This is a genomic window from Phreatobacter sp., assembly GCF_022843985.1.
Taxonomy (GTDB): Bacteria; Pseudomonadota; Alphaproteobacteria; order Rhizobiales; family Phreatobacteraceae; genus Phreatobacter.
This window is the reverse complement of record NZ_JALHMP010000008.1, coordinates 98,801-120,493: the sequence shown is the minus strand read 5'-3', so window position 1 is coordinate 120,493 and position 21,693 is coordinate 98,801. Positions and strand designations below refer to the sequence as shown.

Sequence of the window (21,693 nt, the reverse complement as noted above, 5' to 3'; positions counted from 1 at the left end):
CGGGAAGCCGCGGAGCCGGATCCCAAGTCACCGGCGGCAAACGCGACTCGCCGCCCTCGGGCTCGCGAACCATGCTGCAGGGGTTGTAGCGGCGCAAAGGGCGGATTGGCAAGCCGGATAAGGGAGGAGGGGCCACGCGACCCCTCTCGTCACCTGGGCGCGCGCCGTCAGCCGGCGAGCACCACCACGGGGGTGCCGATCCGCACACGGTCATGCAGGTCGATGATGTCGTGGTTGAACAGCCGGATGCAGCCCGAAGACACCGCTGTGCCGATCGAGGAGGGCACATTGGTCCCGTGCAGGCGGTACATCGTGTCCCGGTTGCCGCGATAGAGATAGAGCGCGCGGGCCCCGAGCGGATTGTTGATGCCGCCGGGCATGCCGCCGGCATAGCGGGCATTGCGGGGGTCGTAACGGATCATGTTGGCGGTCGGGGTCCAGTTCGGCCAGGAGCCCTTGCGCCCGATCACCGCCCGGCCGTGCCACAGCGCGCCCTGGCGGCCAACGCCGACGCCATAGCGGATCGCCGTGCCGCGCCCGGTGATCAGATAGAGATGGCGCTCCGACGGCCGCACGACCACGGTTCCGACAGCCTCGCCGCCGCTATAGGCCACCGTCTGGCGCAGCCAGCGCGGGTTGACGCCCGACGTGTCCATGGCCGGCAGCGTCACGCGCCCCTCGGTGATGGTCCCGTAGGAGCCGGTGCCGACGGTGGTGCAGGCCGTGGTCAGGATCGCGGGAGCCGCCAGCACGAAGAAGCGGCGCGACAGCAGCTGCGTCTCGCCGTTGGTCGCGGAAGAGGGGGACGCGGCACTCTGGGGGACGTTCTGCATTTCGGCGTTGCCCTGCGGTGAATCGTGGTTAAACACGGGGACTAGAGGTGACCTGTTCGCGAAAAAGCCGCAATCACAAAGCCATGGAAACACTGGATTTGGCGCTCCGACAGGTCTTGTCTGTTGCCCAATTCCCACACTTGCTGCGGGTCGTGATCCCCGGGACGGCCATGCCGCTAAGGGGAAGGTCACAGCGCTGCCGCAGGGCCGCGTCAGCGGGGCGCGCGAACCATCGACGGGGTCCGATATGATCAGGCTGCAATTCGTGCCCCACGATGGATTGGGGCCGCTCAAGCTCGGCGCGACGCGCCAGGCCCTGCGGGCGGCCGCGGCGGCGACCGGCCTGGCCGCCGGGCCGACCCATGCCGAATCGGACGCCTTTGCCGAAGAATCGGTGCAGGTTGACTATGATTCCGGCGGCCGCGTCCGCTTCATCGGCGTCGCCCCGCTGCCCGAGATCCACCGCGTGACGCTGGCCGGCCTCGACTGTGCCGACACGCCGGCGGCCGATCTTTTCCGGGCCATCGCGGCTGCGGAGGGCGGCGGCGCTCCCGCTTTCGATCCCGAGGGGCATCTGTTCCCGCGGCAGATCGTGGCCCTCTGGGCCGCCGACGAGCAATATGACCTCATCGCGCCCGGCGGACGCCGGCGGCCGATCTGGGGCCAGGTCGGTATCGGCACGCCAGCCTATCGCGATCTCGTCGAGAAGACCCGCGCCCGCGACACCTGAGCCGCCGTTGCCGGGGCGCAACGGCGCCCCGACGAATCCGCCGCGATGCTTAACGGGGAGTTAACCGGGCCGGCCCTATCAGCTATCGATGCTGGCGGTCCTTTCGCCGTCATGCCGCGATTCTCGGGGGATCATGGTCGTTCGCCTCGTCATCATGGTTGTTCTGGCCGCGATGATCCTCGCCGCGGCGCCTTCCGTCCATGCCCAGACGACGGGGGCCGTGTCGTACGCGGGGCGCGCCGTTCCCGCTTCAGCCGACGGTGCCCGCACCGCGCTGCCCGCCGTGGTCGCGGCGGCCCATCTGTCCGTCGACGGCCCGCGCACCCGCCTGACCTTCGACCTGACCCGCCCGGTCGAGATGCGTGCCTTCGCCCTCGCCGATCCCTATCGCGTCATCATCGACCTCGACGAGGTCCATTTCCATATCGCGCCGCCGACCGGTGACCGTCGTGGCCTGGTCAAGACCTTCCGCTTCGGCCTTTTCGCGCCGGGCAAGTCGCGCATCGTCATCGAGCTGACAGGCCCTGCCGCGATCGAGCGGGCGCTCACCATCGAGGGTCAGGACGGGCGGCCGCCACGCCTGCATCTCGACCTCGTACGCACCGATGCCGATGGCTTCCGCCGCGCGCTGACCGACCGTGCTGTCAGCAACATTGCCCGCCGTGGCGATCGCGAGACGCTGGGGCCACGCCTGTCGCCGCGCGTCGAGGAGGAGAATGGCCCGCCGGTCGTCGTCATCGATCCCGGCCATGGCGGTATCGATCCCGGCGCGATCGCCCCCTCCACCGGCGACGAGGAGAAGATGATCGTCCTCGATTTTGCCAAGGTGCTGCGCGACAAGCTTGCTGCCGGCGGCCGCTACCGCGTGGTGATGACGCGGGACCGCGACATCTTCGTTCCCCTGGGCGAGCGGGTGCGTCTCGCCCGCGACGCGCGGGCCCAGCTCTTCATCTCCATCCATGCCGATTCCATCGGCGGTGCCAACGAGAATGCCCGCGGCGTCACCGTCTACACCCTCTCAGACCGGGCCTCCGATGCCGATTCCGAGCGTCTCGCCGAGCGCGAGAACAAGGCCGACGCCATTGCCGGCCTCGACCTCTCCGATGAACCCTCAGAGGTCGCCGACATCCTCATCGACCTGACGCGCCGCGAGACGCGCATCTACTCCGCCAATTTCGCCCGCACGCTCGCCGGCGAGATGCGTCAGGTGACCCGCATGCACCGCCTGCCGCTGCGCTCCGCCGGTTTCCAGGTGCTGCGGGCGCATGACATCCCCTCGGTGCTGGTCGAACTCGGCTTCGTCACCAGCCGCCGCGATGTGGAGATGCTGACCTCGGCGATCTGGCGAGACCGCACGGCGGATTCCGTGGCCAGGGCCATCGACCAGTTTTTTGCCACCCGCAACGGGCCGCCCGTGGCCCCGGCGGCACGTCGGTGAGGCGACCCGCCCCGCGCCATCGGCGGGTCACATCTGCGCCACAGTCGCAGGGCAACCGTCTTTTTCCTGCGTTTCCCGCTGCCAGAATGGGGTTCAGCGCCGGGCCGTGCGGATGGGCTGGACGCAGTCTTCGTGCTAGAATGGCGTCACGTGTGAACAAGGCATCCCCAGCCGGCGACCTTTGGCTTTTCGGGGACGATGAGAGGCGCAGCCCGCAGGGCGCGATTTGAGCGGATGAGGCTGGTTCTCCGATTCTTCGGCTGGGCTTTCGGGCTGGGGACGATCGTGTTCCTGCTCGGCGCCGCCGGCGTGGCCGTCTATGTCGCACAGGTGACGAAGGAGCTTCCCGACTACAACACGCTGCGCAATTACGAGCCGCCGATCATGAGCCGCGTCCATGCGGCCGACGGCCAGCTCATGGCCGAATATGCCCGTGAGCGCCGGCTCTACCTGCCCATTCAGGCCGTGCCGAAAATGGTCATCCAGGCCTTCCTCTCGGCTGAGGACAAGAATTTCTACTCGCATAACGGCATCGACTTGACGGGCATTGCCCGCGCCGCCCTGACCAATTTCCAGAACCGCGGCACCAACCGCCGCCCCCAGGGCGCCTCGACCATCACCCAGCAGGTGGCGAAGAACTTCCTGCTGTCGGGCGAGCAGACGGTGGACCGCAAGGTGCGCGAGGCGCTGATCGCCATGCGCATGGAATCGGCCTTCACCAAGGACCAGATCCTCGAACTCTACCTCAACGAGATCTATCTCGGCTTCGTCATTCCCGGCTTCGGCGCCTATGGCGTCGCCGCCGCCGCCCTGGTCTATTTTGACAAGTCGGTCCACGAACTCACCGTGCCGGAGGCGGCCTATCTCGCCGCCCTGCCGAAAAGCCCGACCCAGCTCCACCCCTTCCGCAACCGCGACCGTGCCGTCGAGCGCCGCAACTACGTCATCAGCCGCATGGTCGAGGATGGCCACATCACCGCCGAGCAGGGCGAGGCGGCCCGCCGCACGCCCCTGACCGTCAATCCGCGCTCGCCGCGGCAGCAGCAATTCGCTGCAGACTTCTTCGCCGAGGAGGTCCGCCGGGAGATGATCGACCGGTTCGGCGACAAGAAGCTGCTCGAAGGTGGCCTGTCGATCCGCACGACTCTCGATCCCAAGCTGCAGATGGCCGCCCGCCAGGCACTGACGGCCGGACTGATCCGCTTCGACGAACAGCGCGGCTGGCGGGGCCCGGTGACGCGCATCGAGGACATGCGCGGCGACTGGGGGACCAAGCTCGCCGAGATCCGCAATTTCAACGATATCGGCTGGCGCCTCGCCGTCGTCATCGACTCCCAGGGCGAGACGGCGCGTATCGGCCTGCATCCAGGCCGCGAGACCTCGGGCCAGGTCAGCCCGGCACGCGATCTCGGCCTGATCACCGCCGAGGGCGCCCGCTGGACCCGCCGTCCCGTCGGCCGCACCCTCAATGCCGGGGACGTCGTCTATGTCGAGCCGCTGGCCGGCCGCGAGGGCCAGTTCCGCCTCCGCCAGGTGCCGGAGGTTTCAGGCGGCCTCGTCGCCATGGACCCCTACACGGGCCGCGTCCTTGCCATGGTCGGCGGCTTCTCCTTCGACCAGAGCCAGTTCAACCGCGCCACCCAGGCGCGCCGCCAGCCGGGCTCTGCCTTCAAGCCCTTCGTCTATGCCGCCGCCCTCGACAACGGCTACACGCCCTCGACCGTGGTGATGGATGCGCCTTTCGAACTCGCCACCGGCAATGGTGGCGAGGTCTGGCGACCGGAAAACTATTCCGGCCAGTTCTATGGTCCGCAGACCCTGCGCTTCGGCATCGAGCGCTCGCGCAACGTCATGACCGTGCGCCTCGCCAACGATGTCGGCATGCCGCTCATCGCTGAATATGCCAAGCGCTTCGGCGTCTATGATGACATGCCTTCGTTCCTGTCCTATTCGCTGGGCGCCGGCGAGACGACGGTCATGCGCATGACTGCCGCCTATTCCATGTTCGCCAATGGCGGCCGCCGCATCCGTCCGACGCTCATCGACCGCATCCAGGACCGCACCGGGTCGACCATCTTCCGACACGACGACCGCCAGTGTCAGGGCTGCACGGCGCCGCGCTGGCAGAACCAGGACGAGCCGATCCTCGTCGACCGGCGCGAGCAGGTCCTCGATCCGATGACCGCCTATCAGATGACCTCGATGATGGAGGGGGCCGTGCTGCGCGGCACCGCCACCTCCCTGCGGGCCCTCGGCAAACCGATCGCCGGCAAGACCGGCACCACCAACGAGGCCAAGGACGCCTGGTTCGTCGGCTTCTCGCCTGATCTCGCGGTCGGCGTCTATGTTGGCTATGACACGCCTCGGACCCTTGGCAGCAATGCTACCGGCGGTGCGCTCGCCGTGCCGATTTTCCAGGAGTTCATGCGCGTGGCTCTGGCCGACCGTCCGGCCGTACCTTTCCGCGTGCCAACCGGCATCAAGCTGATCCGCATCGACCCGCGCACCGGCCTGCGGGCTGGCGCGGGCTCGGGCGGCGCCATCCTCGAGGCGTTCAAGCCCGGCACCGCCCCGCCGGACAGCTACCAGCTGATCAACCCCTTCGATTCGGCCGCCGCAGGCGGACCGCGGCGCGGCCCTTCCAACGAGAGCAACCGCGCCATCGGCACAGGCACAGGCGGGCTGTACTGACGGCTGCCGGCCATCAGGGCGAGCACCGGAAGGCGGCCCATGGGCCGCCTTCTTTTGTCGGGACGGTCGCTCGCCCCTTTGGCGCGGGCGCGGGGCGGTGCAATGCCTGCCGCCGCTGCTGCCTCACAGGAAGCTGGCGATCGCCTCCAGCGGCTTCTTCTCCAGCGCATGGGCGGGGATCGTGGCGCCCGGTGCCGGGTAGCCCACGACCATCAGGATGTAGGGCTTCTCCTCGTCCGGCCGGCCGCAGATCTCGTTGAGGAAGCCCATCGGCGCGGGCGTATGGGTCAGGCTGACGAGACCTGCCTGGTGCAGCGCGACGATGAGGAAGCCGACCGCGATGGAGACCGATTCGGGCACGTAATAGTTCTTCCGCAGCACCCCGTCGGCGCTGACCGAGCGGCGCGCCCCGAAGACGCCGATGAGCCAGGGCGCCGTTTCGAGAAACGGCTTGTCGGGATCGGTGCCGAGGGGACCCAGCGCCTTCAGCCATTCCTCGCCCGCCTTGCCGGCATAGAACTCCCGCTCCTCGGTCTCGGCGGCCTCGCGGATGCGCCGCTTCACTGCGGGGTCGCCGATGACGCAGAAATGCCAGGGCTGGTGGTTGGCGCCGTTCGGGGCCGTGCCGGCAGCGCGGATGCAGGTTTCGATAAGGAGGCGCGGGACGGGACGGCTGGAGAAGTCGCGCACCGTATGCCGCCGGCGGATGTCGGCGAGGAAGGTCTCGGCGCGCGCCTGCATCTCGTCTGCCGGCCATTCCACGTGGTCGGTCAGTGGCACCGGCTGGTAGCGCGACATGACGGTCCCTCCTGCATCCTGACGGTTGCGCCTCACTCTAGGCCATGCAGCATGGCAGGGACACCTGGCGTGCCGTTGGGACCTGCGAATGCCACACTCTTGGCCGCCGCGCATGGCTGCAAGGCCGACGGCATCGAGCCTAAGATCGAACGGGTGCCGGCTACAGCGAGGGTGGGGCGTCATCCACCGAAAATGCAGGACTGGCAGGGCAGGGCGGAGGGCGCGCCGTCTCGCCAGAACTCGTCCCTTGCCGCCCGCCATGCAATAGGTGAAGCGCGTTGCGGGTCCGTCGTCGTCGCCTCTCCGCGCAATCCGATCAAGGTCCGCCCTTGCCCGTTCTGCCTCGACCTCACGATCTGGCACCGATCGGCGCGCCGGGCTCCTTGCCGCGGCCGGCGACGATTGACACCGGGGCGCACGTGACTAGGGTGCGCCCTCTTTTTCGTCCACCCTGAAGGGAAGTGCCCCATGCGTGCCGACATCGTCGCCACCGCCGAGGCCATCAAGGAGTCTGTCGGGCTCCTGAGGAGGCATCTTTGACTGGGATGTCTCGGTCAAACGTCTCGCCGAACTGAACGCCCTCGCCGAAACCAACGACCTCTGGAACGATCCGGAGAAGGCGCAGAAGGTCATGCAGGAGCGCAATGCGCTCGACAGCCGCATGAATGCGCTGACCGAGATCAGCCGCGAGCTCTCCGACAATCTCGAACTCGCCGAGATGGCCGAGGACGAGGGGGACACGGCGACGCTGGACGAGGCCGCCAGGGCGCTTGTCGAGGCTCGCAAGCGCGCCGAGCGCCTGCAGCTCGAGGCGCTGCTCTCCGGCGAGGCCGACAGCAACGACACCTATCTGGAGGTCCATGCCGGGGCCGGCGGCACCGAGAGCCAGGACTGGGCCTTGATGCTCATGCGCATGTACACGCGCTGGGCCGAGCGCCGCGGCTTCAAGGTCGAGGTGGTCGAGGAGAGTGCCGGCGAAGAGGCCGGCATCAAATCGACGACGCTGCTGATCAAGGGGCACAATGCCTATGGCTGGCTGAAGACGGAAGCTGGCGTGCACCGGCTGGTGCGCATCTCGCCCTTCGATTCCAATGCCCGACGCCATACGTCCTTCGCTTCCGCGACGGTCTATCCGGTGGTGGACGACAAGATCGACATCCAGATCAATGAGAGCGACGTGCGCGTCGACACGATGCGCTCGGGCGGTGCCGGTGGCCAGCACGTCAACAAGACCGAATCGGCCGTGCGCCTGGTCCACAATCCGACCGGCGTCATGGTCGTGTCGGAAGGCTCACGCTCTCAGCACGCCAACCGGGCGGTGGCCTGGCAGATGCTGCGCGCCAAGCTCTACGAGCGCGAGCTGAAGATTCGCGAGGAGGCCGCCGCCGCTGAATTCGCCGCCAAGACCGATATCGGCTGGGGCCATCAGATCCGTTCTTACGTGCTGCAGCCCTACCAGCTCGTGAAGGATCTCCGCACCGGAAAGACCTCGGGCGTGCCGTCTGAGGTTCTCGACGGTGACCTCGACGGCTTCATGGAGGCAACCCTCGCCATGCGCGCCTATGGCACCAAGGCAGGCGACACGGACGACGTGGACTGACACTGGCGCGCCTGACCACGGTCCCGAAGAATGGAGATGGCCGCCGGCCGCGACCGGCGGATCTGCAACGCGCTCGCCTTTTCCTACCGGCGCTTCAGCAACGGCAGCCGGAACAGCGACGAAAACGGGGTCTTGGACTTGGTCAGGAGCGGCAGGTTGAACAGGCCGGAGAACGGTGACGCGCCACCCGACAGGATCGGAAACAGGCGGGAGGTGACCAGACGCGGCCGTCTGGTCAGGGAAGGGGTTCCAAAGATGGTCTCGGCTGGATATCTCACCTTCTCGGTGAGTAGCGGCAGTTCGAACGTGCTCGAGAACGGCGTGCGCGGGTTGTAGATGAGGCGGCTTGGGATCGGCGGTTTCGGGATGGCGTCGGGCAGGGGATCGAAGCTCTTGAGCAGACGGATCGCCTTCTGCGCGGTGCCCCAATAGGCGTGGACCATTACCAGGCTGGCGCCCTTGGCGAGGTGACGGGCATAGATCTCCGCGTGGGGCTTGTAGATATAGGCGTCCATCATCGCCTTGACGGCGCCCGGATCGGCTGCGGGTTCTGTCTCGTCGGATCCGGATGGAGCACCGAGAAACACGAAAACTTGGCGATAGCCGGTGGCTCGGAGCCTGTCCGCAGCCTCTGTCGCCTGGCTCGGCGTGCCGAAAAGTTTGCAGATTGTCTGTGTCATGTCCCGATGTCCCGGTTCCACGGCCGCTGCGCGCCGCTAGCCTCTGCTGCTCTGGTTCCCGGCGCGCCGAAACAGCGAGGACATCGCTGCGAAGGTTGCGAGGAGCAGAACGATTTCCGTTGCATAGACGATCATATAGCCCCGTGCCGCGCCAAGGCCTTCCAGCGCTCCCATCGACATGGCCACGTCGCGCAGAATGCCACCGAGGGCGATGCCAAGCCCGGCCGCGGTGGCCTGGATGGCGCCCCAGGCGCCGAGCGCCAGCCCGGCCTGGCCCTCCGGCGCATGGTTCATCGCGGCGGTCAGAGTGCCATGCCCGAACAGGCCGCCGCCGGCACCGATGACGATGACGCCCGCGGCAAAGAGCATGGGGGAGCCTGCCGGGGCCGCGGCGATCACCCCGGCAAAGCCGAGGATGCCGACGAGCGTGCCGAGCCCCGCAATCGCGAAGGCGTCGGCGCCGCGGCTCAGCACATGCGAGGCCGCGGCGAAGCCGATCAGCCCGCCCCCCGCCAAGGCGGCGGTCAGCTTGGTGGTGTCGGCGACCGAGAGCCCGAGAATCTCGCCGCCATAGGGCTCGAGCAGCACGTCCTGCATGCCGAAGGCCATCGTGCCCAGGCCGACGGCAACCAGCCGGCGTCGCGCCGCCTTGCCCTGCATGTAGCGTCCAAACGAGTGGCGGAAGCGCGGTTGCGGAGCGGCCAGTTCGGCGGCCGTCATGCGCTTCAGGCCCTCCTGCTTCCACAGCGCGATGCCATTCAGCACGATCGTCACCACGGCAGTGCCCTGGATCACCTGGATCAGCCGGCCCGGCGTGAACTCCTCTAGCAAATAGCCGAAGGTGAGCGCGCTGGCGATGGTTCCGACCAGCAGCATCACATACATGAGCCCGACCACCTTTGGCCGGCGGTCATCGCGGGTCAGGTCGGTGGCAAGCGCCAGAGCCACAGTCTGCGTGGTATGGACACCGGCTCCGACCAGCAGGAACGACAGGGCCGCGGCGGCCTGCCCGATCCAGACCGGATAGTCCTTGGCCGCACCGCCGCCCGACAGCACGAGCAGCGCGAAGGGCATGAGGGCCAGCCCGCCGAACTGCACCATCGTGCCGTTGAACAGGAAGGGTACCCGCTTCCAGCCGAGCACCGACACATGGGTGTCTGAACTCTGGCCGATCAAGACCCGGAACGGCGCGAACAGCACAGGCAGCGCGATCATGGTTGCGACAAGGGCGGCTGAGATGCCGAGCTCGACGATCATGACGCGGTTCAGTGTGCCGACCATCAGCACCAGCGACATGCCGACGGAGACCTGAACCAGCGACAGGCGCAGCAGGCGCGACAGCGGCACCCCGGCAGAGGCGGCATCCGCAAAGGGCAGGAAGCGCGGCCCGAGCCCGACCCAAGCCCTCATCGCTCTCTGGCTGATCGAATTCATCGCCTCGCACCGCTCATCGCGTCGTGAACCGCTTGGACCGTCGAAACGCCCTGCCTTCGGTTCCGCATCGCACGGTGGCCGGGCGCCTTTGCGAGGCAAGGCAGGGCCTGACAGGAGACCGGCGCAACCAGATCCGGCCGCGCCGCGAAGTCTGGCGGGAGCAGTCGCATGACCCCAGAGCCGGATCCAAGGTCCGGATCGGGACCATACGACTGCCTTGTTCGTCACCGCCCATTCAAGGCAGAGCGCGCCATCATTCTCGTGTGGCGAAGGCTATTCGCCCAGGTGGACTGTCCACCACACGGGTCGAGCCTTCCGTCGCGCTGGCGGTTGCGCGTGGCGGGCTGTCCACCACGCTGGCCGTCCCTTGCGGCGTCACCGTCACAATGACCTGCCGGGTGGCATCGCTGTTGCCGGTCGGAGCGATGTTGAGGACGACCGTGGTGTTGCCGTCGGCACGCAAGGCGACCGGAACAATCGGCGCGGTGTCGGCGCGTGCCGTCGTCCGCGACTTGCCCTTGAAGAAGTCGGCCACCCAGGTCGTGTTGTTCAGCACGGCGAAGTGCACCGTGAAGGAAATCAGCGCGACGCTGCCGAGGAAGAGCGGCAATCCGACAGTGGGATTGACCACGCACCATATTCTACCGTTGTTCATCGGAGGTCCCCGTCACTTGAGCCAGGGGGAGTAGATATAGACAAGAATGTGCGCGAAAAGCGAAATCGCAAAGAAGACGCGCGCCCCGTCGATGACGTGCCTGTGCAGCGCCTCCGACTCCTTGATGGTCAGACCCGTTGGCCAGACCCTGTTTGGATCGTCTAAACTGTCCACTTGCTTTCTCCCTCAGTGAGACAAGACCGCTCCCGTTGTGAGACCCGCATATCCACGTGCCTCCTGCGCGCCGCAGTCAGCCAGCGCGCAGTCCCTGCCGGTGCAAATGCACCGAATGTCGATCCTTCGAGCGGGCGACCCACCGGAACGGCGTGGCCGGTCGATTGGAGAGAATGCGGTTGACAGCACCGGCAGGCTCTTCGCCGAGCTCCCCATTGGGGGCCGATTGTCAATTTAATGTGACATTTAGTAGCGTAATATTATTTTTACAAAAGGCTGTCAAGGACGATCGCGGGCGGGGACGTGCACAGGCTGCACAGCCTTGACGGCGGCAGGCGCGCCTGAAAGCGATGGCCGGAAAACCGATTGGGGAATGGGCAGAGCGAGCAGGCCGCCCGCCGGGTCCGGCATCGCCGGATCACCGTCCCGATCGGCCGTTCTGTCAGGGGCGTCCGACTGGCAGCCGGACGCCGGGATCGCCGTCAGCTCGACCAGACCACGCGGGTCGCCTTGGCGCATTCGTTCATGACCGTCAGGGCGCGGACGGTGGTGGCCGAGCCGAGGACGAAAGGATTCGGGCCGCCACGGCCCATGGTCTCCAGCTTCTCGACCGCCCGGTCGTAGATATTGTGGTTGGAGATGAAAACGTCGACATTCTGGCGCACCGCGATCTCCCGCGCCCGCTCTGTTCCGTCGATATAGGCATTGATCCGGGTCAGGCGATCGCTCCGGCGGCCGAAATTGAACGCCGTGCCACCCCAGAGCATGACCCGATGGGTTGTCCCGCCGCTTCTGGCGTTGAACAGCAGCGAGATCGTTCCCATCGTATGGCCAGGCGTCAGCAGCACATCGACGGTGGTGTCGCCGAGGCGCAGCACGGCACCGTCGTCGACCGCGACATCCCGTTGCGGCGGGCGTCCCCAGTCCGGCCGGTCGAATTCCAGCGCGGTCTCCATCATCGTCCAGTCGAGCGTGCTGGCGATGATCCGGGGATTGTACTGCCGCTTGAGATAGCCGACGCCGCCATAATGGTCGCCGTGGCCATGGGTGACGACAACCATCTTGATCGCTCTGGGGTCGAGGCCGAGCTTGCGCATGCCGGCATCGATGATGTGTTCGGCCTCGTCGTCATTGTCCATGGCATCGATCAGGATGATGCCGTCCGACGTCACGAGCGCCCAGGCGCTGACCCAGCGATTGCCGACGAAAAACAGATTGTCGAAGGCCCGGCCCGGAGGCGGTGTCGGCATGCGCATCAGTTCGTCCGGGGATACCTGCCGCAGTCCGGGTGTCGGCGCGGCAATTTGGCTGAGGCCGAAATAGGACAGAAGGTCGGTGCCGGCTGCCTCGCGCGCAGCGGCAATATGGCGCTGGACCTCCGGCGACTGCGCCAGGGCCGGGGACGGGTCCAGAGCCCAGACCGCGCAGCAGGCACAGGCCGTGGCCAGGAAGCTTCGCCGCGACGGCGAGACAGGTTCTGCGCGAAAAGCACTGCTGGGCAGTTTGAACAGGCGCATGTGACACCTTGGAGTGTGAGGGAAATGGCGGGCCGCCGCCGCGCTCGAACTGCCGCAGCATCAGCAGCGGCGATCAGGGCTGAACGAGGTAGACGCCCTTCACGCCGGCCGTTGTCATCAGCAGCGGGGTCGCCAGCAAACCGGTCAGAGCCCGGCGGCGATCGGTGACGGAAAGGGGGTCTGAGTAGTCATGGCGTCGTGCCTTTGGTGAGGCTCCATCTATCGCAATGATCGGAATTCGTTACAATAAACTAAATCTTGAGCAAATTATATCATTGTAGTTACAATAACCCATGGACCGCTTCGCCGAACTGGAGGCTTTCGCAGCCACCATCGAACTGGGCAGCCAGGCCGCGGCCGCAACCTCACTGGGCCTGAGCCGGATGGCGGTCAGCCGCCTGATCCGCGCTCTGGAGGAACGGATCGGCGAACCGCTGCTGATCCGAACCACGCGCAGCCAGATCCTCACCGAAGCCGGCGCGAGGGTACGGGACACCGCCCGCGCCGTGCTCGACCATTATCGCGACCTCCTTGTCCGGCCGGGCGACGACACCCGAGAGGTCGCCGGCACGCTGCGGGTGAGCGTTCCCGTCTCCTTCGGATGGCGCCAGATCGTCCCGCGGCTGCCGGAACTGATGGCGACCCATCAACGGCTGCGCGTCGATGTCGTCCTCCTCGACCGGCAGGTGCACCTGATCGATGAGGGCTTCGACATCGCCGTCAGGATCGGTGACCAGCCGGCTGCGGAGTTCGCCGCGACCCGGCTGGGGCTCATCGAGACCGTGCTCTGTGCCACGCCAGCCTATATCGACCGCCACGGCGCGCCGAAGCGGCCGACCGATCTCATGACCCATGATTGCCTGCTCTATGCCTATGCCAGTCCGGGGCGCGGCTGGGTGTTCCGGGGACCGGGCGGCGCCGAGCAGCGGGTTCGCGTCACCGGGCGACTCACCAGCAACAATGGCGATGCGCTTCTCGCGGCGGCCCTCGCCGGCCTCGGAATCATCCAGCAGCCGCGCTTCGTCGTCGAGGACGACCTGAAAGCCGGGCGGCTGGTGCCGCTGCTGCGCGGCTACAGGACGCGCGAATTGGCAGCCTGGGCAATCGAGGTCCCCGGCCGCGAGCGCAACTCGGCGGCCGACGCCTTCATCGGCTTCCTGGCGCGCAGAGTATTCCAGACGGCGCCCTGACCCCGTGATCCCGGGCAGCGTCCGGAGTAGATCTCGCGAGAAGGCGGTATGGATCGCGGCTTCTCCTTTCGCCGCGCAACGGAAAGGCCGCCCTCGGGGCGGCCTTTTGTTGTCCCGCTATCTGGGCCGCCTCAGCAACGCGTCGGATAGGCCCGCGGCCCGGTCACTTCGAAATCCCGCCACATGGTGTTGACTGCGCGGATCATCTCGCTCGCCATGGCGCGCGGGAAGCGGGCCTGGACCAGATAGACGACGCCGGGCTCGTTTCGCTTCTGCGCCACCAGGTCGTAATAGTCGAGATCGGTGCGGAAGCGGTCGCCCTGCAGCACGCCGCGCCCGCGGACCGAGAACCCGCGGAAGCCGCCGTCGCCTGGCGGCAGGCCAGCATCGCTCATCACCTCACCGCGGCGGGGACGCGCGCCTTCGATGATCGTGTCCCAGTACCAGGCCTGTGCCGTGCAGGCGCCGCGCGCGTGGTTGGCACTGACCACAACCACGGCATCGCGGTTATGCTCGTGGACCAGCACCGAATTGATTGGTCCCGGCAGGTCGTTGTCGCTGTCGAGCCGGAAGTCCTTGGGAATGGCGAAGGACCAGCGGTCCCGCCGGTGACGGTAGGGCCCGTCGACCCCGGCCGGCGGGTCTTGCGGAACCGAGCCGGTGACATCGCCTTCGGGGCGCGGCTGCGGCATCGGCGCGACCTGTGGCGCAGCCTGGGTCTCGGCAGCCGGGGCTGGTGTCGCGGCCTCGGGTGCCGGCCGCGGCCGGACCGAGCCGGTGGTGACGGCATTGTCGGCTGCAGCGGTCGCGATCTGGCGCAGCGACTGCACCTCGGTCTCCAGGCTGGCGACGCGGGCGGTGGCCTCCTGCGCCTTCCTTTCGGCGACGGTGATGGCAGCCTGGGCGGCCTGCAGGTCGGTCTGGCTGCGCCGTGCCTGTCCCGTCGCCTCGGCCGCCTGGGTCTGCCGCTGGATCAACTCCGTCTGGCTGTGGGCAAGCTGGGTGCGGGCGATGCGCAGGTTGGCTTCCGCCGTTTCGGCGCGGCGGGCTGCCGTTCGTGACTGCTCGCGCAGCCGGGCGAGTTCCGCAGCGGCACTCGAGGCGACCTGCGCCTTCTCGCCTGCAGCCTTCGCGAGGGCCGCGATCCGCGGATGGGCATCGCCGCGCAGGGGGCCGGCGAATTCGGTCACGCCGACCGCCGCCATGCTGCCGACGAGAAAGGCGGCGGCAGAAATGCCGATCCACCTGAGCGGGAGATTGCCATTGGCCGGTACAGGCGGCGGTGCGGCCGCGGCTCGGTCGAGCGCGGTCCGCAAGCGCTCGTTCTCTCCGGACAGGCGCGCGACGCTGTCGCGCAGCGCCGCGACGCCGTCCACCATCGCCTCGCGCGGGTCGGGCGGAATCGCCTGCGGATCCGTGCGCACTGCCCTGAGATAGGCGGCGAAGGCCTCCAACTGTGCCTTCAGCCGGTCCTGTGCCACCGTGTTGCGTTCCTGCAGGACGCTATGGACCTTGCGGAACGCGACAGCGAAACGCGCGCGCTCGGTGCCCTCGAAACGGGCCCAGATCGCTGGCGTCGCCGGGTCGTTCGGATGGCGGCGGGCGAAGGCCATCTGGGCCGGCTCGCCGTCGGCCTCGCGGTCTGCGGCGATCGCCAGGGCGAGGTCGGAAAGCCCCGGCCGCCCGAGTTTTTCGCCCAGCGCCACCAGCAGCGACTGCCAGGCGGGATCCCTGGCCTCGGAGGCGGCGAGCCAGCCCGACAGGTCCGGCGTCGGGAGGGAGTCGAACGGCGGTTCCAGCCTCTCCGTCGCCAGCGGACTGAGCCGCGCCACCGCGAGCCGTCCGCCCTCGTGGGCCGTACGGGCGAGGCTATAGAGGCCGGCATGATTCTCCGTGGGGTCGAGGATTTCGGCCGGCCAGAGGGCAAGAAGGGCGCGCGCACCGGCCGCCGCCTCGCGCAGGGCCTTGGCCGCACCTCGGCCCTTGGGCTCCATGTCCGGCTGGAGGGTGATTCCGAGTTCGGCCAGCGCCTGCCGGACGATGTCGACGTGGCTTTTGTCCGATCGCCGATAGGCCAGAAACAGGTCCGTCACGGATCCTCTCCCGAATTGTCCCGCGCGGGGAACGACGATGGCATGCACGTCCAGGCCGCGCCGGGCCAGGTCAGTCGGCGGAGGCGAGCCTCAAGCCGGCGCGCACGAAGCGCATGGGGTCGACGGCCTCGCCGTTGACCCGGGTCTCGTAATGCAGGTGCGGGCCCGTCGACCGGCCGGTCGAGCCGATGCGCCCGACACGCTGGCCGACGCCGACCAGGTCGCCTTCCTTCACCTCGATGCGGGACAGATGGGCGTAGCGGGTGGTGATGCCGTTGCCGTGGTCGATCTCGACGAGCAGGCCATAGCCGCCGAGGGCGGCGGCATGGCTCACCCGGCCGCTGCCGGAGGCGAAGACGGGCTCGCCGGTGGCGCCGCGAAAGTCGATCCCCGAATGCATGGCCCAGGTCCGCAGGAACGGATCGAGCCGCGCACCGAAGCCCGACGACAGTTCGAGTTCGCCGGAATGGGGACGGGCGATCGGGATGCTGGCGACCAGACGGTTCAGCCTGTCGTGGTCGCGGATGACCGTCTGCAGCCGGAACACCTGCTTCTCGAAGGGCGATGCATCCGGCGTCGGCGCGGGCAGGGGAATGAGCGGGCCGCCCGTGCCCGCCGTCGAACCGCCGCGGGCGACCGGCGCGAGGCGCGTTTCGGCAAGCCCGAGTTCGGCGAGCATGGCGCGAATGCGCTTGGCACGCCGCTCGGTGCGTGTCTCAAGGCCCTGGAGCAGCCCGTGCTGGCTCTGCTCGACGAGGTCCAGCGAGCGCTCGACCCGGGCGACCACGTCGTGATGAGAGGGTTCCCCGGCGAAGCTGACAGGGGTGTCGGGCAAGGCGGCGACCACGGCGCGTGATTCGAGCCGCGACTGGCGCTCCGCCGGCGGGGTCAGGCGTACCGTATCGGCGGCGACTGCTGGCCGCGGGGTGGGCGATGCCGCCGCACTGCGGCCCGGCAGGACTGCGCCCATCCGGTTCGGCGGGAGCGGCGCGCCGACCGATTCCTTCAGCGATGTGACGATGGCCTGCCGCGTCTCAAGCAGGGCCTGACGGCGTGCGACCTGATCGACGCGCCGCTCGAGTTCGGTCTGGTCGACCATCTGGCGGCTCGTCAATCGGTCGACCTGGGCGCGCAAGTCGCGGATCCGGTCCTCATAGGCGTGCTGCAGGGCCGCCTGCCGGCTCATCATGCCGCCGATGATGTCATCCTTGAAGGCGAGATAGCTGGTGACCGCCACGCCCCACAAACAGAGAGCGAGGGCCACCACGAGCAGGATCCCGCTCAGCGCGAAGGATAGCGACAGGGTGCGGGTCCCGGCGCGGCCGCGCCAGGCGAGTGTGAGGGCTCCGGTGGGAACCTGAGCCCTCAGATTGGCTTCCTGGGCGAGCTGGGCGCGATTGTATCGCTGGCTGGGCTGCTGCGGCATCCGGCGTCCATCCCTACGCGAACGAGACGCCGCATTACCGCGCATTAAGGTTAACGAACCGTGCCCTGTAAGCGGTTCTTTCCGTAAGGTGAGGGGCCTGAGCTGCCGCTAAGAGCGCCTGCGCCGCCGCTCAGAGCGCCTGCGCCGCCGCCAGTACCTCCGCCGCGTGGTCCTTCACCTTCACCTTCGGCCAGATGCGGGCGATCTTGCCCTCCGCATCGATCAGGAAAGTGGCGCGCTCGATGCCCATATAGGATTTGCCGTACATGCTCTTCTCGACCCAAACGCCATAGGCTTCCACGACCTGCCCGTCCTCGTCGGAGCCGAGTGCCACGCCGAGGCCGTGTTTGGCCTGGAACTTGTCGAGTGCCTTGGCCGGGTCGCGGGACATGCCGATGACGGTCGTGCCGGCCGCCTCAAACGCCGCCCTCAGCGCGGTGAAGTCCTTCGCCTCCTGCGTGCAGCCTGGCGTGTCGGCCTTCGGATAGAAGTACAGCACCACCTTGCGACCCTTCAGGGCAGCGAGATCGACGATGCCGCCCCGGTCCCCCGCCACCGAGAAGTTCGGTGCCTTGTCCCCCACATTCAGCCCCATCGCGCCATCCTTTCGTCGGTTTTGCCCATTAGGGGTTTGTGTCTACGCTTGCGCAAGATCATTGGATTTTCGCTCGGCCCCGCTGCGGCGATGTTCGAACGGGGCGTGGATGGCACCGCCGCCCCCATGGAACCGTGCCTAACATTCGGTTAAGCCGGATCAGGCAAAAGTGTCCGAATGCGCCGTGTCGCATGATGGCCCCGGGCCGACGAGGCCCGGGCGAGAGATGGAGACGGAATGGATTGGCGCCCCGACCAGGGCCGGGCTCCGTGCGACACGACCTTGATCGCCCCCCGCGCGCGCGGATGGGGCCGCGGGTCGGCGCGGGCATTTGCCGGCTGGTGGGCCAACCGGCGCGTGCCGGCCTTCCTGAAGCGCGTTTTCGGTGGTGCGCCGTCCTGTTGGTCGACCCGCCGCCGGGTTTGCACGGGGGCGATCGCCGGCCTTTTCCTCTTGATCATCTGTCCCCTGCTCTTCCTTGCCTGGCAGATCCAGCGCGGCGGCATGGGCCTCGACATGGTGACGCCGTGGATCGCGCGGTCGCTGTCCGACCAGCTCGGGGACGGCCGAACGGTGACCATCGGCGCCGCGGTGATCGTCCGCGACGGCAGCGGCAATGTCGAGATCGAGGCCCGCGACGTCGTCGTCCATGACGGCGATGGCCGGCGCGTCGCATCCATGCCGCGTGTCGCGCTCGGGCTCGATTCGCTACCGATCCTCGGTCGCCCCTCCATCCGCCGGATCGATCTCGTCGGCGCCTCCGTGGCCCTCAAGGTCGGCGAGGACGGCCAGATCGCTCTCGCCGCCGGGCGATTCCGCACCCCGATTCCCGAAGAGGGCCGCGTCACCGAACCGCCTGCCAGCGGAACGCCCCCCGCCGCCGAAGTGAACTCGACCTTGCCCGAGCCGGAAATGTCGCCGTTCCGGCGCCTCGGAATCTGGCTCGACCTGATCGAGAAGTCCGGGCTCGACGGCCATCGCCTCGCCGGCTTCGGCCTGCGCAATGGCACGGTCATCGTCGACGACGTGCGGTCCGGCAAGCGTTTCGTCTTCGCCGGCATCGATCTCGACCTCACCGTCCCGACCACCGGCGGCCTGTCGATCGAACTTGACGCGTCGGGCTCGGGCGCCCGCTGGACCTCCACCGCCATCGTCACGCCGCGTGACGCCGCGGGTCGCCGGGTCATCGACCTGTCGATGCGCGACATGGCTCCGCGCGACCTGTCGCTGGCCCTGCAGGGGCCCCAGGTCGTCTTCGCCGATACGCCGATTTCCGGCACCCTGCGGGCGACGGTCGGCGACGACGGCGACCCCGTCGCCTTTAACGGCCGCGTCACCATGGGCGCCGGCAAGGTCGGCGACGTCAACGACGAAGCCCTGCGCGTCGCCATCGACAGCGTCGCCGCCGACGTTCACTGGGACACCCTTGCGCCGGGGCTCGTCGTCGATCGGGTCGAGGTCGTCGCCGGCGACAACAGGGCCTCCCTCAATGGTGTGGTGATCCCGCCGGCCCGCAGCGGTGAGCCTTTCGTCGTCGAGCTGAAGGCCCTTCGGGCTGTCACCTCCGTGCTCAATCCGCATGAGCCGCCGGTGCCGATCAATGTCAGCGGGGCCCGTTTCGTCTTCGAACCGGCGACCCGCACGCTCGCTCTCGGCGGCATGACGGTCGACCAGGGCGCCGAGACGCTGGCGCGCATTGCCGGCAAGCTGACCTTCGCCGAAGGATCGCCCGCCGTCGAACTCGACGTGACCGCCGGGCGGATGCCGCTGGCAACCGCCCTGTCGCTCTGGCCGCGCGCCTCCAACCCCCATGCCCGAGACTGGGTCGCCGACAACATGCGCGGCGGCACCACCGATGACACCGCCATCCGCATGGCGATTCCGGCCGGGCTGCTGGCGAGCAAGCACTGGGTGCTGGAAAAGGATGCGCTGTCGGTGCGCTCCAAACTGCGTGGGACGTCCCTGCGGGTCATGCCAGGCATGTCGCCGCTGAAGGATGCCGATCTCGATCTCGATGTCGACGGCCAGATGGCGAGCCTCACCGTGGAGCGCGGCAGCGTCGAGCCCGCGGTGGGCCAGAGGCTGATCCTCACCCAGGGGACGTTCGAGATTCTCGACCACCGGATACAGCCACTGCAATCGGTGACCAAGTTCCGCCTCCAGGGCTCGGCTTCCGCCGCCTTCGCGCTGCTCGGTGAGCAGGCCTTCAAGGGCGCAGCCACTGGCCCGACGCTCCCCACCGGCAAGGTGGAGGGTATGGTGACGGCGCAGGTCACGGTCAACGTTCCTCTGACCGACACTTTCCAGGCTAACCTGATCGACTATGCCGTCGATGCCGATTTCACCGGCTTTTCGGCCGATAATGCGTTCGGCGAGATGCGTGTCGAGCGGGCCGCCTTCAAGGTCCAGACGACTCCGCGCAGCCTCACCATGCGCGGACAGGGCGTTCTTGGCGGTGCCCAGGCCAACTTCGAATACCGCAAGCCCCGCCCCGATGCAAAGCCCGAGATCCGGCTGACGGCGACGCTGGATGATCGCGGCCGCTCACGCCTCGGGCTCAATATCGGACCGCGGATCGTCGGCCCCACCCCGGTCAGGGTGATGACGGTGGGCGAGGATTCCGGCCGCTACAATGTCGAGGTCGACCTCGGCCCCGCGACCCTCGCCGACCTTCTCCCCGGCTGGAGCAAGCCGCGGGGGCAGCCGGCCAAGGCGCGCTTCGTCGCGGTCGAGGGCGACGACGGCTGGAAGCTGGAGGACCTCGTCGTGGAGAGCCGCGGCGTGCTCGTGCGCGGCTCCGCCACCTTCGACGACAAGGGCGGCCTCATCGCCGGGGTGTTCCCGGCCTATAACCTGTCAGACGGCGACAGGGTCAACATCCGCATCGAGCGCGCCGGCAGCGGCCACCGCGTCATCGGTCGCGGCGAGATGATCGATGCCCGCCACCTGATCAAGTCCCTGTCCGAGCCGGCGCGTCCCGGTGCCCTGGCGCCCGCCACCGCGGCCACCGAAGTCGATATCGACTTCAAGGCCAATGCCGTGGTCGGCGGCAACGGCGAGGTGATCCGGCAGTTTGAGATGCGCATGGTCCGCCAGGGCCAGACGATCCGCTCGCTCAGCGCATCGGGGCGCGTCGGCCGCGATGCGCCCTTTGCCATCGAGCAGCGCGGCCAGGGCAACGCGCAGCGGCTGGCAGTCAGTTCCGGCGATGCCGGCGCATTGCTGCGGTTCCTCGACATCTACCGCGCGCTCCAGGGCGGCACCCTGGCGCTGATCATGACCCCGCCGCAGCCCAACGGGACCATCCGCGAGGGAAGTGTCGAGATCACCGACTTCCGAATCCGCGGCGACCAGGCCATTTCCGGCATGGTGGCGGCCGCCGGCACCGGGCCCAATGCGCCGCGCCAGCAGCAGAACGACGCCTTCGCCTTCTCGCGCCTGCGCGCCAATTTCGCCCGCGCGGCCAGCAAGGTGACCGTGTCCGACGGCCTGCTCTGGGGCGCGGCGATCGGTGCTACGGTCGAGGGCGAGTTCGATCCGGGCCGGGACCGCCTGATGCTGCGCGGAACCTATGTGCCGGCCTATGCGCTGAACAATATCTTCGCGCGCATCCCCGTGCTCGGCTTCTTCCTCGGTGGGGCGCCCGACGAGGGCGTTTTCGGCATCACCTACCAGATCGCCGGCGCGGTCAGCGCGCCGCGCCTGACCATCAATCCCCTGTCGGCGGTGACGCCGGGCTTCCTGCGCAAGATGTTCGAATTCCGCGGCGCCTCGTCCACCCCTCCGCCCATGCCGGGCGACGCCGCCCAGCGCTGACGGGCCGGGCACCCGGGAGGCAG

Annotated in this window: 15 protein-coding genes and 1 pseudogene; 6 read left to right on the top strand and 10 right to left on the bottom strand. The window is 68.1% G+C overall.

The window, feature by feature from the left end:
- Nucleotides 1-167 precede the first annotated feature (167 nt).
- On the bottom strand, nt 168-833 hold the full coding sequence (locus Q0C57_RS07910; protein ID WP_296574594.1) for a L,D-transpeptidase: 666 nt from the start codon (nt 831-833) through the stop codon (nt 168-170).
- Nucleotides 834-1,080: 247 nt separating this feature from the next.
- On the opposite strand from Q0C57_RS07910, the gene Q0C57_RS07905 reads away from it, so the two are divergent.
- From Q0C57_RS07905 to Q0C57_RS07895, 3 genes are all read left to right on the top strand, one after another.
- The gene (locus Q0C57_RS07905; protein ID WP_296574590.1) at nt 1,081-1,563 is read left to right on the top strand and encodes a hypothetical protein; all 483 of its coding nucleotides are present in this window, start codon (nt 1,081-1,083) and stop codon (nt 1,561-1,563) included.
- Between the two features lie 133 nt (nt 1,564-1,696).
- The gene (locus tag Q0C57_RS07900) at nt 1,697-3,001 is read left to right on the top strand and encodes an N-acetylmuramoyl-L-alanine amidase (protein ID WP_296574587.1); all 1,305 of its coding nucleotides are present in this window, start codon (nt 1,697-1,699) and stop codon (nt 2,999-3,001) included.
- Nucleotides 3,002-3,235: 234 nt separating this feature from the next.
- Nucleotides 3,236-5,692, top strand: coding sequence for a penicillin-binding protein 1A (locus Q0C57_RS07895; protein ID WP_296574584.1), 2,457 nt, complete (start codon nt 3,236-3,238; stop codon nt 5,690-5,692).
- A 123-nt stretch (nt 5,693-5,815) separates the two neighbouring features.
- On the opposite strand, the gene Q0C57_RS07890 is transcribed toward Q0C57_RS07895, so the two are convergent.
- On the bottom strand, nt 5,816-6,490 hold the full coding sequence (locus Q0C57_RS07890; protein WP_296574582.1) for a nitroreductase family protein: 675 nt from the start codon (nt 6,488-6,490) through the stop codon (nt 5,816-5,818).
- A gap of 468 nt (nt 6,491-6,958) precedes the next feature.
- Between Q0C57_RS07890 and prfB the strand changes: the two genes are divergently transcribed.
- Nucleotides 6,959-8,090, top strand: a protein-coding gene (gene prfB, locus Q0C57_RS07885; RefSeq protein WP_296574579.1) for a peptide chain release factor 2 whose coding sequence is annotated in 2 segments (ribosomal slippage) — nt 6,959-7,027 and nt 7,029-8,090 — 1,131 coding nt in all. Because the reading frame shifts where the segments join, the coding sequence is not laid out codon by codon here.
- Nucleotides 8,091-8,173: 83 nt separating this feature from the next.
- Here the strand turns inward: prfB and Q0C57_RS07880 are convergent.
- The 5 genes and pseudogenes from Q0C57_RS07880 to Q0C57_RS07860 form a co-directional block, all read right to left on the bottom strand.
- Nucleotides 8,174-8,770 carry a hypothetical protein gene (locus tag Q0C57_RS07880; RefSeq protein WP_296574576.1) on the bottom strand — a complete coding sequence of 199 codons (597 nt, stop codon included), beginning with the start codon at nt 8,768-8,770 and terminating at the stop codon, nt 8,174-8,176.
- 36 nt (nt 8,771-8,806) lie between these two features.
- The gene (locus Q0C57_RS07875) at nt 8,807-10,204 is read right to left on the bottom strand and encodes a PucC family protein (protein WP_296574574.1); all 1,398 of its coding nucleotides are present in this window, start codon (nt 10,202-10,204) and stop codon (nt 8,807-8,809) included.
- 511 nt (nt 10,205-10,715) lie between these two features.
- Nucleotides 10,716-10,859 (bottom strand): annotated as a pseudogene (locus tag Q0C57_RS07870) (light-harvesting protein); the annotation flags it as partial.
- Nucleotides 10,860-10,871: 12 nt separating this feature from the next.
- Nucleotides 10,872-11,033: a light-harvesting protein gene (locus Q0C57_RS07865; protein ID WP_296574571.1), complete on the bottom strand. Its 162-nt coding sequence runs from the start codon at nt 11,031-11,033 to the stop codon at nt 10,872-10,874.
- Nucleotides 11,034-11,515: 482 nt separating this feature from the next.
- The gene (locus Q0C57_RS07860; RefSeq protein WP_296574568.1) at nt 11,516-12,550 is read right to left on the bottom strand and encodes an MBL fold metallo-hydrolase; all 1,035 of its coding nucleotides are present in this window, start codon (nt 12,548-12,550) and stop codon (nt 11,516-11,518) included.
- Nucleotides 12,551-12,843: 293 nt separating this feature from the next.
- Between Q0C57_RS07860 and Q0C57_RS07855 the strand changes: the two genes are divergently transcribed.
- On the top strand, nt 12,844-13,740 hold the full coding sequence (locus Q0C57_RS07855; RefSeq protein WP_296574565.1) for a LysR family transcriptional regulator: 897 nt from the start codon (nt 12,844-12,846) through the stop codon (nt 13,738-13,740).
- A 131-nt stretch (nt 13,741-13,871) separates the two neighbouring features.
- Here the strand turns inward: Q0C57_RS07855 and Q0C57_RS07850 are convergent, their stop codons facing one another.
- The 3 genes from Q0C57_RS07850 to bcp form a co-directional block, all read right to left on the bottom strand.
- Nucleotides 13,872-15,833, bottom strand: coding sequence for a hypothetical protein (locus Q0C57_RS07850; RefSeq protein ID WP_296574562.1), 1,962 nt, complete (start codon nt 15,831-15,833; stop codon nt 13,872-13,874).
- A 70-nt stretch (nt 15,834-15,903) separates the two neighbouring features.
- A complete protein-coding gene (locus Q0C57_RS07845) occupies nt 15,904-17,259 on the bottom strand; it encodes a M23 family metallopeptidase (protein ID WP_296574559.1) in 1,356 nt (451 codons plus the stop codon).
- Between the two features lie 130 nt (nt 17,260-17,389).
- Entirely contained in the window at nt 17,390-17,854 is a 465-nt protein-coding gene (bcp, locus tag Q0C57_RS07840) for a thioredoxin-dependent thiol peroxidase (RefSeq protein WP_296574556.1), read from the bottom strand.
- A gap of 453 nt (nt 17,855-18,307) precedes the next feature.
- Between bcp and Q0C57_RS07835 the strand changes: the two genes are divergently transcribed.
- A complete protein-coding gene (locus tag Q0C57_RS07835) occupies nt 18,308-21,670 on the top strand; it encodes a DUF3971 domain-containing protein (RefSeq protein ID WP_296574553.1) in 3,363 nt (1,120 codons plus the stop codon).
- Nucleotides 21,671-21,693 lie beyond the last annotated feature (23 nt).